This is a genomic window from Caulobacter sp. RHG1 (assembly GCF_013181195.1).
In the GTDB taxonomy this organism is placed as follows: Bacteria; Pseudomonadota; Alphaproteobacteria; order Caulobacterales; family Caulobacteraceae; genus Caulobacter.
In genome coordinates, this window is sequence record NZ_SMZP01000009.1 from 237,314 (window position 1) to 251,923 (window position 14,610).

Here is a 14,610-nt window from a genome sequence, read left to right on the forward strand (position 1 = left end):
GTGATCGTCTCTTCCACGACGGATTTCCGCGAGGCGGCGCGGCGTAAGCTGCCGCGCTTCCTGTTCGACTATATCGACGGCGGCGCCTATGCCGAGCGGACCCTGGGCCGCAACGTCTCGGATCTGGCCGACATCGCCTTGCGCCAGCGGGTTCTGAAGGACGTCTCGGCGGCCGATCCCTCGACCACCCTGTTCGGCGTCAAGCAGGCCTTGCCGGTGGCCCTGGCCCCGGTCGGCCTGACGGGCATGTACGCCCGTCGTGGCGAGTGCCAGGCCGCTCGGGCCGCCGCCAAGAAGGGCGTGCCGTTCTGCCTGTCGACCGTCTCAGTCTGCGATGTGGACGAGGTCAGCAAGGCCTCGGCCAATCCGATCTGGTTCCAGCTCTACGTGCTGCGTGACCGGGCCTTCATGCGCGACCTGCTGATCCGCGCCCGCGAGGCCGGGGCCACCGCCCTGGTCTTCACCGTCGACATGCCCGTGCCCGGCGCCCGCTATCGCGATGCGCACTCGGGGATGAGCGGTCCCAACGCCGCCGCCCGCCGCATGATCCAGGCCATGTTCAAGCCTCAATGGGCCTGGGACGTCGGGGTCATGGGCCGGCCGCACACCCTGGGCAATGTCGCCCCGGTGCTGGGCGAGAACTCGGGCCTGGAAGACTTCATGGGCTGGCTGGGGGCGAACTTCGACCCCTCCATCCAGTGGAAGGATCTGGAGTGGATCCGCGACCTGTGGAAGGGCCCGCTGATCATCAAGGGTGTGCTGGACCCGGAAGATGCCAAGGCCGCCGCCGACATCGGCGCGGACGGGGTCGTGGTCTCCAATCACGGCGGCCGCCAGCTGGACGGCGTGCTGTCCTCGGCTCGCGCCTTGCCGGCCATCGCCGACGCCGTGGGTGATCGCCTGACCGTGCTCGCCGACAGCGGCGTGCGCTCGGGCCTGGACGTGGTGCGGATGCTGGCCCTGGGCGCCAAGGGCGTCCTTCTGGGCCGTGCGGCCGTCTACGCCCTGGCCGCCAATGGCGAGGCCGGGGTCACCCAACTGCTGGACCTGATCGAGAAGGAGATGCGCGTGGCCATGGCCCTGACCGGCGTTCGCGACGTCGCCAGCATCGACCGCTCGATCCTGGCGGAGCTGAAGGCGTGATCGCGGCCCTGGCCCTGGCGGCCGCGGTTTCGACCACGCCGCCGCGTATCGTCATCGCCAGCGACTCGACCGCCGCCAACTACGAACCCGCCAGCTATCCGCAGATGGGCTGGGGCATGGTGCTGAAATGCTCGCTGACGCCGGACGTCCAGGTGGTGAACCTGGCGCGTGGCGGCCGCTCGACCAAGACCTTCATCGAGGAGGGGTTGTGGGATCAGCTGCTGGCCCAGCTGACGTCCGGCGACACGGTCCTGATCCAGTTCGGCCACAACGACGCCGACACCAAGAAGATCGTCCGCTTCACCGATCCGAACGGCGCCTACGAGGTCAACCTGCGCCGCTTCGTGGCTGACGTGCGGGCGAAGAAGGCCTCGCCGGTCCTGGTCACGCCGATCGCCCGTTGGCTGTGGGAGAACGGCGAACTCAAGGACGCCCATACCGCCTATGCGGCGACCATCCACCGCGTGGCGAACGATCTGAAGGTTCCGCTGGTCGACCTCGACGGCGACATGATGGCGGCGCTGAAGGCGAGGGGACAGATGGCCTCGCGCGGCTTCTATCTGCAGTACGCGCCCTATGACGGGATCGCGCGCTTCCCGGACGGCATCACCGACGACACCCACGTCAACGAGCGCGGCGCCCGCCTGGGCGCGGCCCTGGTGGCGACGAGCCTGGTGAAACTGAAGCTGCCGATTTCACGCTATGTGCGGCCGGCGCCGCTGGACAACCAGGCCAAGCTGGGCGGGCCGGGCTGTCCTTAGGGACAAGCTCTGCGTCCTTCGAGGCCCGCTCCGCGGGCGCCTCAGGATGAGGAGATCAGAAACTTCCTCATCCTGAGGTGCGAGGCAAAGCCGTGCCTCGAAGGACGCACAGCGCCTACTGCGCCTTGGCGATCTCCACCGCGTACACGTGGCTGGCCCCGTGCATGTTCGAGCGGAACACCAGCCACTTCTGGTCTGGCGTGAAAGTCACGTTCGGCTCCAGGCGGTAGTCGTGGTCGCGCATGTCGACCAGACGCTCGGAGTCCAGCACGCCGGGACGGGTCAGGTGCTCGGCGCCGGGGGCGTGGATGCCGGCGACATCGGGGATGGCGCGGGGTTTGAACAGCACGATCCACTTGCCGTCCGGGGCGTGGGCGACCATCTCGCTGTCGCCGCCGTCGCCGGCGAACCACTTACCGTCCGGCGAGCTGTTGAAGTGCACCGACCAGTCGTTGCGGTTGACGTGCAGCCAGTCGCGCTTGCCGGTGGCGATCTCGTATCCGGCGACCCAGAAGTCCTCGCCGCGCGGGGTCTGCAGGTCGTACCAGACGGTCTTGCCGTCGGCGCTGAACCATTCGTGGCCGGCGATCTCCATGTTCATGGTCCGGGTGTGGATCTTCACAGGCGTATCACCGGTCCTGTCCGTCCGGATCAGCCACAGGCGGTCGACCTTGTGCCAGGGACCCTCGTGGCAGAACATCAGCAGACCCGGATCGGTTGGCGAGAACTGCAGGTGGTTCAGCCAGTCGGTGGCCTGGTGGACGATCTTGCGCTCGCCCGTCCGCGTGTCGATCGTGAAGATCTCCATCGGGATGCGGCTGTCCAGGCGAGCGTTCAGCTGCACCTCGCGGCCCTCGGCGTAGGACAGCTCCTTGCCGTCGGCGCTTTTGACGTCGTCGGGGTTCTTGGGCAGGGCGTCCATCATGTTGGCCGGGATCGGCACGTCGGTGCGCACCGCCACGCCGGCAAGCAAGGTCTCGTCGGCGTTCAGCGACTGCAGACCACCGCGCTCCATCTTCGCCACCTGGCGCGTGGCCTTGGTGTAGGGATCGGTGGCCATCACCGCCTTGGGGCCGGCCGGATCGGCGGTCAGGGCCTTCTCGTAATAGACCGCGCCGGTCTTGCGGCCGACGAACAGCAGCCGGACCTTGCCGTCGACGATCTTGGTCAGGGCCCGGGTCTTCAGGTCCATGGCCGTGATGCCGTTCGGCGTGGAGAACACCAGCCGGTCGCCCTTGGGCGTGTAGCCGTTGTAGTTGAAATAGAGGCTGGAGCTGCCGGCCTCGCGTGACAGGCGGACCAGGCGGTGGCCGGTGGACTTGTCGATCCATTCCAACGGCGGTTCGGGCGCGCCGGGCTTGGCGGCGGTCATGACGTCCTGGGCCGGGGCGGCGCCGGCCAGCGCCAGGGAGGCCAAGGCCCCCAAGGCGAGTGATTTCACAAACGATCTCATGGGCTAGCCCTCCGGATGACGATGGCGGCCTTAAGCCGGCCGGGACACGGTGAAATTCCTGACGCGCAGGTGGCTCTGGGTCGTGCGCAGGGCGAACCAGCCGCGTGTGTAGGGTTGCGGATCCTGGAGATCGAACAGCCGCCGGCCGTCGCTCCAGTATTCGATGCGTTGGCCGTCGGCGATCAGCCGCACGGCGCTCCAGCGGTTGGGCGTCAGCATCTCGTCGGCCGCGGCGTGGTTGTGACGCGGCAGCATGGGGCGGTCGCCGGCCCGGCCGACATAGCGGCGAAAGCGTGTGCTGGTGTTGGCGTTGCCGCCCTGGCCGACATAGTAGGTCTGCAGCGTGTCGTAGTCGGCGAAGGCGCCCGAGCGCGGATGCTTAAGCGGCGAGCCGCCGTCGGCCTCGCGCGCCATCCAGAAGGCGTTGAGGTCGCTGACTCGGTCCCACGGCCCGCCTTCCGAGACGGCCTTGGCCTCGTAGGCGATCGCCACGGGACCGGTTAGCTCGGGGCGGAACCAAGCGGTCAGGCCGCTGGGGGCGATGATGTCCAGCACGTCGTTCTGCGCCGTCACAGTCGCGGGCTTCTCCGCCTCGATCGCCCATTGGCGCAGACCGTCGCGAAAGTCATCGACGTGCAGCGGCCGGCCCGCGAATGGCGCGGCGGCGAGGCCCGCCAGCAGGTCGCGGCGGTCCAGCATCATGCCGGGGTCTCTTCCCGCAGCCGGACGTTCTCGAAAAGCTGCTCGGGCCGGGCGTCCGGGGTCGTGGTCTCGATGACCAGATTGTCGATCTTCAGGCCGTCGACATGTCGCGCCCACAGGCCGTGGACCGGGGAGGGGCCGAACATGCTGGGCTCGGGATAGGCGTCGGGCAGGTCGCCCGGTTGGCGCTGCGCCCACGCGGCCGGACCGCCGCCGCGATAGGACAGGCGAATGTTCGACAGGGTGACGTTCTGGATCGGCGAGTCCGGCAGGCCCGCGATCGTCGCGGCATAGTCGGCCAGGATGTCGGTGGCGGTGATGTCGCGCAGCACGATGTTGCGCATGGCGCTGAGCGGCGTGCCCTCGGGTCCGCGTCGCCGGCCGCCAACCCGCAAGAAGATCGGCGCGGTGGTGACTTCGGAGAGGGTCAGGCGCTCGGCCACGACGTTCTCCAGCATACCGCCGTCGACGGTCTCCAGCGCCAGGCCGCGCGAGCGCACGAAGCGGCAGTCGCGGATGGTGATGTCCTTGAAGCCGCCATTGGACTCGGTGCCCAGCTTGATGCGGCCGGTGACGCGGTCCTGGTCGGGGGAAACGAGCTGGGTCCGGCCGAACGTGCCGTCCAGCATGGTGCCGGGATCGAAGCCGCTGACCTCGCAGTGTTCGATCACCACCCGCTCGGTGGGGATGACCTCGCCCAGGGCCAGGGAGCTCTTCAGCACGATGGCGTCGTCGTTGGGCGTATTGACCTTGCAGCCGGTGACCAGCACGTCGCGGCAGGCGTCGATGTCCAGGCCGTCGCGGTTGGTGTCGACGATCAGGTCGCGCAGGATCAGGTCCTCGCAGCCGGTGGCCAGCACGGCGAAGTGGCCGCCCTGGAAGACGGTCAGCCCCTCGATGCGGGCGCGCTTCACGCGCTTGAAGGCGATGGCCTTGTTGCCCAGGCCCGCCATGGCTTCGACCTGCGGCGACAGCTCGGCCATCACCTCGGCCGAGAGGCCGGCCATGCTGAGCGGGAATTCGCCGGCCTGCTTACTCCAGCGGGAGCCCGGGCCCTCGCGGGTCAGGCCGGCGCCGTCGATGCGGCCGGGGCCGACGATGGCAATGTCCTCGGCGTCCTCGGCCCAGATCAGGCTGTTGCGCCAGTGGCTGTGCCCGAAGTCCTGCCACAGGTCGTGCGGATTGGGCTCGGCCGGGTCGTAGGTTCCGCCATGCAAGGCCGGATCAGCGGCCTCCAGCACGCAGCCTTCCGCCAGTTTCAGGGTCACGCCGCTGAGCAGGCGGATCGAGAACGACAGGTGACGGCCGGCCGGCAGCACGACCTCGCCGCCGCCGCGCGCATGGGCGTGGACGATGGCCGCGTTGATCGTGTCGGTGGCCAGTTTCATGCGTACAGGCCGTGGCGTTTGAAGAAGGCGTCCAGCAGGCCGGTCCAGGCCAGCACCTTGCCGTCGGGACCGGTCAGGCCCATGCCGTGGCCGCCGACCTCGAACAGATGCGCCTCGACCGGGACCTTCTGGGCGCGCAGGGCCTGCCACATCAGCACGCTGTTCTCGACCGGCACGGTGGCGTCGTCGGCCGGAGCCATGATGAAGGTCGGGGGCGTGTCGGCGGGCACCTGGCGCTCGGCCGACTGGGCCAGGCGCTGAGCGTCGCTGGGCGAGGGGCCCAGCAGTTCCGTGGCCGAGCCGGCATGCGCATGCGGCTGGGTCATGGTGATGACGGGGTAGAATAGGCCGGCTGCAAAGGGACGCGTCGGCAGCTTGTCGGCTGCGTCGACGGGCGCGTAAGTCTCGCGGGCGAACTGGGTGGCCAGACGCGCGGCGACGTGGCCGCCGGCCGAGAAGCCCAGGGCGGCGACCTTGGCCGGGTCGACACCCAGCGAGGGCGCGCGGGCGCGGATCAGTCGCATGGCCCGCTGGGCGTCTTGCAGAGCCACGTCGGGACCGGCGGCCCAGCCGTCGGCGGGCAGGCGATAGTCCATGGCAAAGACGGTCAGGCCTTGTTCCAGAAGCCAGGCGTCGATCGGCCCGCCTTCCTTGCGGGTGGCTACCCGCCGGTAACCGCCGCCGGGGATCAGCAGCACCGCCGCGCCATTGGGCTTGACCGGCCGGCGCATGGTCAGCCAGGGCCGGGTGACGTGCAGGAAGGCCGTGTCGGTCGGATCGTTGGGCGTGCGCGCAATCACTTGCTCGGTAACCGTGACCTTTTCACCGCCTGGCGCAGGACCGGGCCAGAGGTCGAAGATGTCGAGCTTGGAAGCGGCGACGGGCTGAGCGGCGCGCGCCAGAGCTGGGGCGGCTGCCAGACCGGCGGTCAGGCCCAGCAGGGTTCGCCGATTAGGTTCGATCGCCATGAACGCCTCCCACTTTTCTTTGAGCAAAGTGGTAGCGGCGGTCCTGTCGGCTTTCAATGTCAAAATGCAGGATATTGTCCTGCAATATGGGATTTAGGTTTGAAGGGCTGGCGTGGGATCGGGAGAGCGGGTGGTCCGCCAGAGCACGAGCCCCAGGCTGCCCAGGGTCAGCTCCCGCAGGCGACGCAGCAGAGACAGGGCCAGGGCTTGGTCCGGCGTCAGGCCCAGAGCGCCGCCCATCAGCAGATAACCGCCTTCCTGCACGCCCAAGGCGCCGGGAATGGCGAAGCCCACGACCTTGGCCGCCTGGGCCAGGCCCTCGACGATCAGCGCTTGCAGCAGGGTGGGGTGCAGGCCCAAGGCCCACATGGCGACATAGGTCTCGAACGCGCCGCCGACCCACGCGGCCATGTGCCAGGCCCAGGACGCGAAGATGTTGGCGCGTTGACGGCCGATGCCGCGGAAGGCTTCGCCCAGCTCGCCAACCCGGCTGGCGATGGCGGTCCAGCGCTGCGAGAACTGGCCGATCCGCCGGCCGACCCCGGCCTTGTGGGCGACGAAGAGCCCGCCGGCCAGAGCGGCGATGACGCCCAGCATCGCCAGGCCGGCGATGGCCAGGTCGGGGTTGTTCAGCGTGACCATGGCCACGATCAGGCTGGCCAGGATGATCATGAACAGACCCACAGTGCCGGCCAGCACGTCGACGACGCAGCTGGCGGTGGACTCGGCCATCGTCAGGCCGTTGCGCACGGCCAGCTTGGCGCGCACGACTTCACCGCCGACCTGGGCGACGGGAAGCAGGGCGTTGACGCCTTCCTTGATCAGCCGAAGCCGGAAGATGAACGCCAGGGACGGGCGGCGCTCGGGGGGCATCAGCACCCACCAGCCCACGCCGGCCAGGAAGGTGACGGGAAGGTGAGCCAGGATCACGAACACCGCCTGCCAGCCGACCTCCAGCACCAGCGCGCGGACGGCGCCGGCCCCATGCGTGGCCAGGAACACGGCCAGCAGGCCGATGCCGATGGTCAGCAGCCAGCCCTTCCAGGGAGAGGGCTTGGCCGGGGCCTGTGTGGTCATGCAGCGGTGCGGGCGCGCTGGACGGGGGCGGCGCCCAGGTCGCGGTAGACGTCCAGGACGGCGGCGCAGATCGTGTTCCAGTCGTAGCGGGCGCTGGAGATCCGGGCGGCGCGGGCCAGACGCAGGCGGCGCATCGGTTCGGCCACGAGGCCGGCGATCGCATCGGCATAGGCGCTGGCGTCGGCGGTCGACGTCAGCACGCCGTCCTGTCCGTCGATGACGAGCGCGCTGGTGCTGGGGGCCAGCGGACAGACCACGGCCAGACCCGCGGCCATGCCCTCCAGCGTGGCGTTGCCGAACGCCTCGGTGACGCTGGGATTGAACAGGATGTCGGCGCTGGACACCGCGCGGCCCAGGGCTTCGCCGTCCAGATGGCCGGTGAAGATCGCCTCGGGCAGCTTGTCCTGCAGGAAGGCGTGCGCAGGACCCTCGCCGATGATCAGCGGTCGGATCGGCTGGCCGCGGAGGCGGGCGAAGGTCTCGGCCATCACGTCCAGACCCTTCTCCATCACCAGGCGGCCCAGGAAGGCGACGACGATCTCGTTGTCGGCCACGCCCAGCGACCGGCGCCAGGCCATGTCCTTGCGAGCGGGAGCGAAGCGGTTGCGGTCGACGCCGCGTCCCCAGACGCGGACCCGTTCGCCCAGGCCCTGCTCGCGCAGCAGCTCGGCCAGCGGGGCGTTGGGGGCCAGCACACGATCGCAGCCGCGATAGAAGCGATCGAGATACCGCTCGGCGCTGGGGCGCAGCCAGTCCAGGCCATAATAGGTCAGGTAGGTCTCGAAACGCGTATGCAGGCTGGCCACGACCGGCAGGCCCTGGCGACGACCCCAGCGGCCGGCCTGGTTGCCCAGGATGTCCGGCGCCGACAGGTGGACGGCGGTCGGCTGGAATTGAGCAAGGTCGGCGCGCAGAGCGCGGGTCAGGCCCAGGGCCAGGCGATACTCGCCGCGGCCGGGCAGGGCGACCGACGGTGCGGAGACCAGCTGGCCGGCCGGCTCGAAGGCCGGCGTGTCGGTCGTGGGCGAGTACACTCGCACCTGGGCGCCCGCGTCGATCAGGTAGGACGCCAGCCGGTTGAGGGCCTGGTTGGAGCCGTCACGGGTGTAGTTGTAATTGCCGGAAAACAACGCCAGGCGCAGGCCTTCGGCGGATTTTTCCTCAGTGGCCTGACGAATCGATTTTCCCGCGAGCAGCACAACGCCTCCGTAGATCTACGTGTCGAGGCCCCCGCCCAATCCTCCGTATGACAATGGCCATATGGTGGAATGGTTCAGTTTACGGAAGACCGTTCGTGTCGAACGCACGACAATTTCCCGGTGAAGCTGAACTCAAGCTGAACCGTGACGTAGGCGACGTCTCTAAGGCGGCGACCGTCACCGTTTGGTCGCATCGCGCGAAAAAGCGTGGACAGGGGTTGCGTTGCGGCGCCATGCGCGGCTTTGACATGGCGGGGCCACTTGCCGTGAGGCGCCTTCGTGCGCAGTTATGCGGCGCGCGACTGGTCTGGTCGCCGTTCAACGATTCCTAGAGGGGCGAAGTCGCCCCGATCAGCGAGATTTGTAAAACGTCATGCAGCCGGTCAAGACCCTCATCCTCAGCGCCGGCCAGGGCAAGCGCCTGTCGCCCCTGACCGACGACCGGCCCAAGTGCCTGGTCGAGCTGGCCGGACGCACGGTCTTGGAATGGCAGCTGCGACACCTGCATCAAGCCGGCGTCACCGAGGCGGTGGTCGTCACCGGTTTCCGCGCCGACCTGGTCGAGGCCGAGGTCGCGGGCCTGAGCCTGCCGGGCATGACCGTCCGCACGCTCTACAACCCGTTCTACAGCGTCACCGACAACCTCGCGACCTGCTGGCTGGCGCGCGAGGAGATGCGTGGCGGGCCGTTCATGATCCTCAACGGCGACACCCTGTTTGAGCCGGCCATCGCCGAGCGCCTGATCAGCGCGCCGGACGCGCCGATCACCGTGACGGTCGATCGCAAGGACGACGGCGTCTACGACAGCGACGACATGAAGGTGCTGACCGACGGCGACGCCCTGCGCGCCATCGGCAAGACCATCACTGAATACGACGCCGAGTCGATCGGCTTCCTGCGCTTCAACGCTGAGGGCGGCGCGCTGTTCATCCAGACGCTGGAAGCGATCATGCGCACGCCGGAAGGCCTGAAGCGCTGGTATCTCAGCGTCATCAACGAGATCGCCCAGAACCACGACGCCGTCCGCGTGCGCTCGATCCAGGGTCTGGACTGGGCCGAGATGGATTTCCCTGAAGACCTGATCCGCAATCGCGCCCTGACCGCCGAATGGGCGGCCAAGGAAGCCGAGACGGTCTGAGGGCCCGTCCTCGCCCTTCGACAGGCTCAGGGTGAGGACTATTTCAGACGTCGCATTAGAAGCCTCACCCTGAGCCTGTCGAAGGGCGAGGTTTCGCGGCTCAAACTTCGCCGACGATTTCCCGCACCAGATCCAGGTCCGACGGCTTGTCGACATCGACCGCCGCCAGGCCATCGTGCGCCCGGACCGCGGCGGCCTTGACGCCGGCCAGCTTGCCCAGCTTCAGCACGGCCTGGTCCAACGTCAGCCAGTTCAGCAGATAGCGGATCAGGAACGACGGCCCCAGCATGGCGGCGATCTTCCAAGGCTGCTTGCGCAAGGCCTCGACCTTGCGCCAGGTCTCGACCACCTTGAGGGCGTTTTCGTTGCGCAGCAGGAAGAGGTTGCAGCCCGAATAGCGGCCGTCCTGGAAGCGCAGATAGGTGCGCTTGGTCTGCGGCGCGGCGGCCCGAACCTTCTCCTCGGAAGCCAGCAGCACCGCGACATCGGCCCAGTCGGGCGTGTCGGCCAGGAACTGGGTGATCCACTCTGGCCTCAGCAGGGCGTGGTCGACGGTGGTGACGACCAGCGGGAAGCCCAGTTCGCGCGCGGCGTTCTCGACGCTCTGGCTGGGTCCAGAGGCGGTGGGCAGCACCACGACCTTGGCGCCGGCGAGCGCGCTCTTGATCGCTTCGTCATTGGCCGCGACGCCGATGGTCTGGGGGCCGGCGGCCTCGATCGCGCCCAGAACCCGCGTCAGCAAGGTCCGACCTTCTAGCGTGATGAGGCCCTTGTGGCTGACCCCGGCATAGGCGGCGGCCGGATCGACCTCGCCGCCGCGCGAGCCGGCCAGGATCAGCGCCTTGAACGGCAGGCTCAAAGCGCCTTCTCGTAGACGCGATAGGTCTTGTAGTGCGTGCCGCCGACGTTCTCGGCGATGTGGCACATGGCCTTGTTGGCTTCGAGCACCCACGAAATCTCGAACCGATTGTAGCCCAGGCTCATCGCCATATCGCGGCTGGCCTTCATCATCCAGAAGGGCAGCATGCGGCCGCGCTGTGTGGCCTGGAACTTTTTCTTCACGCCCATCAGCGGGATGCGGGCCGACTTCACGCCCTTGACCTTCAGACGCCACAGCAGCTTGGCCCAGCCGAACGGCAGCAGCTTGCCGCCCAGATCGCTGATGGCCTCGTTGACGTTGGGCAGGAAGACCACGACGCCGGCCGCTTCGCCGTCGATCTCGGCGAACCAGATCAGGCGCTTGTCGATCACCTGCTTCAGCGCCTTACCCAGCTGGTGGGTCTCGGCTTCGGTGGTCGGGGTGAAGCCCCAGTTGTCGGACCACGCGTCATTGAGGATATCGGTCAGCGTCTGAACCTCGGCGTCGTAGCGGCTCATGTCCAGCTGACGCAGGATCACACCGGACGGCAGGCCGCGCTTCACCCGGCGCTGGGCGATCTCCGGAATGTCGCCGTTCTCGTCGGCCTTGTAGGCGAACAGGTCCTGAGCCTTGGCATAGCCCTGCTCCTCGACGCGCTTGCCCGCATAGGCCGGGTCGTGGCCCATCAGGATCATCGGCGGGGTGTCGAAGCCTTCGACCAGCAGGCCGACCTCTTCGTTGATCGACAGGTTGAAGGGCCCGACGACGTGCGTGCGTTCGCGGGCGCGCAGCCAGTCCTCGGCGGCGCGAAACAGCACCTGGAAGACGGCGGGGTCGTCCTCGGCGGCGATCATGCCGAAGTGACCGTCCAGGCGGCCCGGCGTCGGCTGAGGGGTCAGTTGATCGATCTGGGCGCTGATCCGGCCTACGTCACGGCCGCCCCGCGTGGCCAGGAACAGCTGGACCTCGGCATGGGCGAAGAACGGGTTGGTCTTGGGCGTCAGCGCCTCGGTCCGCTCCATGAACAGCGGCGTGATCCAATTGGGATCCTTGGCGTTCAGGCGGGCGGGCAGGGCGATGAAGCGCTTCAGCTCCTGGGGCGTCTTGACCGGAATGACCGACAGGTCGGCATTGGTGGAATCGAAGGCCATCACCCCTCCAGGGCAAGGAACGTGCGGACGGCCAAGGCGCCGAAGATCGCGGGGGCGGCCCAGACGGCCAGGAAAGGGGACAGGGCGCCGGACTCGCCCAGGGCGGTCATCATGCCGTTGGCCACCAGGAACAGCAGGCCGGCGGCCAGGCCGCCCGTCAGCAGCACCGCGCCCTGGCCGCTACGGAAGTTGGCCAGCGCCACCGGGGCGCTCAGCAGCAGCATGACCAGCGACACGAACGGGCTGGCGAAGGCCGCCTGCAGGTGGGTGGCGTAGAAGCTTTCGGGGCGGTCCGAGCCGCCGTCCTGCAGCGCCCGTCGGGCCGAAGCCGCGGTGGGGGCGGTGTCGTCGCCCAGCAGGCCCTGGACATCGTTGGGACGCAGCGCCGTGGCCCAGGTCGTGGAGGCCGCCGTCGAGGTCTGGGCCAGGTCGCCGGTGAAGCGAGTGGTCTTGGGCTGGTCCAGCACCCAGGCGCGGCCGTCGAAGCGGGCGGCGGGGCTTTCGACCTTCTCGACCAGGATCCCCTTGTCGTTGCGGCGGAAGATGGTGAGCGCGCTGATCTGGCGGCCGTCGGCCGAGGCGCTGGTCGCCATGATCAGATCGGCGCCGACGCGGAAGGTGCGGGGAGCGGCTTCCTTGCGTTCGGCGACGGGGGTGGTGTTCTTCCACCAGTCGGCCAAAGCCGGATCGGCGCGGGGGGCCAGGACCTGGCCGCACAGGGCGTCCAGCAGCATGACGCCAGCGACGGCGGGGATGGCCATGCCGATGATCCGATAGCCCGAGACGCCGCTGGCGCGCATGGCGACGACGGCGCTCTCGCGGGCCAGACCCGAGAAGGCGAACAGGCCGCCGGCCAGGACGGCGATCGGCGCCACCTGCTCGAACAGGCGTGGCAGGCGCAGGCCGGCGTAGAAGAACACGCCGGCGATACCCAGGCCGCGGTCGAGAATGTCGGTGGTGACGTCCAGCAGGTCCAGGATCTGCAGGATGGACATCAGGATCAGGGCCGCGCCGAGGATGCGGGTGGCGACCGTCTTCAGGACATAGAGCTGCAGGTTCATGCGGCTTGTCGCTTCTTCGGCAAGGGCAGGGCGCGGACGATGCGCGCGACCACGTGATTGATGCGGCGCACGGTGCGCGAGACCGGGGTGTCGCCCGGACGCGTGCGGCTGCCCATGAACAGCCAGACGCCCAGGCCCGCGAAGATCGAGAACGGGATCCAGATGGCGGGGATGGCAGCGATCTTGCCCGCCTTGGCCAGGCTCTGACCCAGCAGCAGCGAGTGCTGGAAGGCCAGCAGCATCACGCCAGCCATGACCAGACCCGGCGCCCGGTTGCCGCGTTTGGACGCCAGGCCCAGCGGGAAGGCCAGCAGCGGCAGGAACGGCAGGAACAGCGCCCGCGCCAGGCGGCCGTAGAGTTCGCTTTCCAGCGTGGCCTTGGAGACGACGGGATTGGGCGACTTGGCCTGTCGCGCCAACTCGCCCAGGGTCAGTTCGCGCTCGTCGCCGCCCCGGTCGCGCAGCAGCACGGCGGCGGCCGCCAGCGGCGTCTGGGTGGTCAGGCTGTCGAAGGCCAGATTGCGATAGGCCCCGGTCGAGTCATGGCCGATGCGGCGACCATCCTTCAGGTCCATGGTGATGGTCTTGCCGCCGGCGTCCATCTTCAGGTCGGCCGAGGCGGCGGTGATGATCTCTTCCTGACCTCGGGCGTCGAGGCGACGGATGAACACCCGGGTCAGGCGCTGACCGGCCATGTCGGCGCTGTCGGCGGTCAGCATCGAGCCCTTGTCGTCGATGAAGGCGCCGCCGGCGAGCCGTCCGTTCCAACCCGCATTGACCGCCGCGTGCATGACGGCGCGGTAGGCGTAGCGGCTATAGGGCTGCATGTAGCCGAACACGACGATGCTGAAGACGGCCAGGAACACGCCGACGGCCAGGAACGGCGCGGCGATGCGTTCCAGCGATTGGCCGCTGGCCAGCAGGGCGTCCACTTCCGAGCCGTCGGACAGCTTCACGATGACGATGAACAGCGCCACGAAGAACGCCACCGGCAGGGCCAGGCCCAGATAGTGCGGCACCAGATTGGCGGCCAGTTGCGCGACATAGCCGAAGCGGGCGCTGCTCTGCGACAGCACGTCCAGCAGGCGCAGGATGCGTTCGAGCAGCAGGGCCACGACGGTGACGCCCAGGCAGCCGACCAGCGGCCACAGCAGCAGGCGCAGCAGGTAGCGGTCGATCAGCCTCACGGGGCCGGCGGTCAGGGTCTTGGCGCTCACGCTTGTGTCCAGGCCTTGGCGAAACGGTCGGCCAGGCGCGCGACGGCTTCGGAAGACAGTTCGACGGCGGTCCCAAGGGCCGGGGCGGCGGGCCAGCCAACGTCGGGGAAACTCACGCCCTCATCCTCGCGCGCGCCTTCATAGCGAGGCAGCACGTGGAAATGAACGTCCTTATCGACCATCATCAGCATCAGGTAATTGATCTTTTCGTAGGCGACTTGGGCTTTCAATAGACGCTCGATGCCGGTTACGGCGACCTGCAGGTCGGCGAAGGCGGCGGGACTCAGTTCGGAGAACGCCTGGACAGCTTCCTTGCACACCAGCACCAAGGACCCAAATGTCGGTTGCTTGGGACGAACCAGAATCAGCCAGTGATCGGTTTCCGCGACCTTCGAAGCGGGATAGCCGAACGCCAGGGCGGTAGGATTGGTCATGAGAAAGCCGGGAATTTCGGGCAGAGATCGCCCCACGCGTAACAATAGGGATGCGGCGT

The 14,610-nt window shown here is 68.3% G+C and carries 14 protein-coding genes; 3 read left to right on the top strand and 11 right to left on the bottom strand.

Annotated features, from left to right (window positions below; all coding sequences use genetic code 11):
• Entirely contained in the window at positions 1–1,143 is a 1,143-nt protein-coding gene (lldD, locus tag E1H18_RS22920) for an FMN-dependent L-lactate dehydrogenase LldD (RefSeq protein ID WP_172273294.1), read from the top strand.
• Entirely contained in the window at positions 1,140–1,904 is a 765-nt protein-coding gene (locus tag E1H18_RS22925) for a GDSL-type esterase/lipase family protein (RefSeq protein ID WP_172273297.1), read from the top strand. Before lldD ends, E1H18_RS22925 begins: the two co-directional genes overlap by 4 nt.
• 115 nt (positions 1,905–2,019) lie before the next feature.
• Here the strand turns inward: E1H18_RS22925 and E1H18_RS22930 are convergent, their stop codons facing one another.
• From E1H18_RS22930 to E1H18_RS22955, 6 genes are all read right to left on the bottom strand, one after another.
• Positions 2,020–3,276 carry an oligogalacturonate lyase family protein gene (locus tag E1H18_RS22930; protein ID WP_370526581.1) on the bottom strand — a complete coding sequence of 419 codons (1,257 nt, stop codon included), beginning with the start codon at positions 3,274–3,276 and terminating at the stop codon, positions 2,020–2,022.
• A gap of 111 nt (positions 3,277–3,387) precedes the next feature.
• Positions 3,388–4,059 (bottom strand): DUF6250 domain-containing protein, encoded by a 672-nt coding sequence (locus E1H18_RS22935; protein WP_206679124.1) that lies wholly within the window; start codon positions 4,057–4,059, stop codon positions 3,388–3,390.
• Positions 4,056–5,447 (bottom strand): glycoside hydrolase family 28 protein, encoded by a 1,392-nt coding sequence (locus E1H18_RS22940; RefSeq protein ID WP_172273303.1) that lies wholly within the window; start codon positions 5,445–5,447, stop codon positions 4,056–4,058. The genes E1H18_RS22935 and E1H18_RS22940 overlap by 4 nt, the downstream gene beginning before the upstream one ends.
• Positions 5,444–6,415, bottom strand: a complete 972-nt coding sequence (locus E1H18_RS22945; protein WP_172273306.1) for an alpha/beta hydrolase — start codon at positions 6,413–6,415, stop codon at positions 5,444–5,446. The genes E1H18_RS22940 and E1H18_RS22945 overlap by 4 nt, the downstream gene beginning before the upstream one ends.
• 93 nt (positions 6,416–6,508) lie before the next feature.
• Positions 6,509–7,492, bottom strand: coding sequence for a flippase-like domain-containing protein (locus tag E1H18_RS22950; protein ID WP_172273309.1), 984 nt, complete (start codon positions 7,490–7,492; stop codon positions 6,509–6,511).
• Positions 7,489–8,691: a glycosyltransferase gene (locus E1H18_RS22955; protein WP_172273312.1), complete on the bottom strand. Its 1,203-nt coding sequence runs from the start codon at positions 8,689–8,691 to the stop codon at positions 7,489–7,491. The genes E1H18_RS22950 and E1H18_RS22955 overlap by 4 nt, the downstream gene beginning before the upstream one ends.
• A 373-nt stretch (positions 8,692–9,064) precedes the next feature.
• Here E1H18_RS22955 and E1H18_RS22960 point away from each other — a divergent pair, with 373 nt between their 5' ends.
• Complete coding sequence (locus E1H18_RS22960; RefSeq protein WP_172273315.1) at positions 9,065–9,829, top strand: NTP transferase domain-containing protein; 765 nt, start codon at positions 9,065–9,067, stop codon at positions 9,827–9,829.
• 100 nt (positions 9,830–9,929) lie between these two features.
• Here the strand turns inward: E1H18_RS22960 and E1H18_RS22965 are convergent, their stop codons facing one another.
• The 5 genes from E1H18_RS22965 to E1H18_RS22985 are packed head-to-tail and all read right to left on the bottom strand — an operon-like array spanning position 9,930 to position 14,551.
• A complete protein-coding gene (locus E1H18_RS22965) occupies positions 9,930–10,781 on the bottom strand; it encodes an NTP transferase domain-containing protein (RefSeq protein WP_172273318.1) in 852 nt (283 codons plus the stop codon).
• A complete protein-coding gene (gene bcerS, locus E1H18_RS26985; protein ID WP_172273321.1) occupies positions 10,685–11,839 on the bottom strand; it encodes a ceramide synthase in 1,155 nt (384 codons plus the stop codon). The genes E1H18_RS22965 and bcerS overlap by 97 nt, the downstream gene beginning before the upstream one ends.
• Positions 11,839–12,900 carry an LptF/LptG family permease gene (locus tag E1H18_RS22975; protein WP_172273324.1) on the bottom strand — a complete coding sequence of 354 codons (1,062 nt, stop codon included), beginning with the start codon at positions 12,898–12,900 and terminating at the stop codon, positions 11,839–11,841. The genes bcerS and E1H18_RS22975 overlap by 1 nt, the downstream gene beginning before the upstream one ends.
• Positions 12,897–14,117, bottom strand: coding sequence for an LptF/LptG family permease (locus E1H18_RS22980; protein WP_172273327.1), 1,221 nt, complete (start codon positions 14,115–14,117; stop codon positions 12,897–12,899). Before E1H18_RS22980 ends, E1H18_RS22975 begins: the two co-directional genes overlap by 4 nt.
• Positions 14,114–14,551, bottom strand: a complete 438-nt coding sequence (locus E1H18_RS22985; protein WP_172273330.1) for an HIT family protein — start codon at positions 14,549–14,551, stop codon at positions 14,114–14,116. Before E1H18_RS22985 ends, E1H18_RS22980 begins: the two co-directional genes overlap by 4 nt.
• Positions 14,552–14,610: the final 59 nt, after the last annotated feature.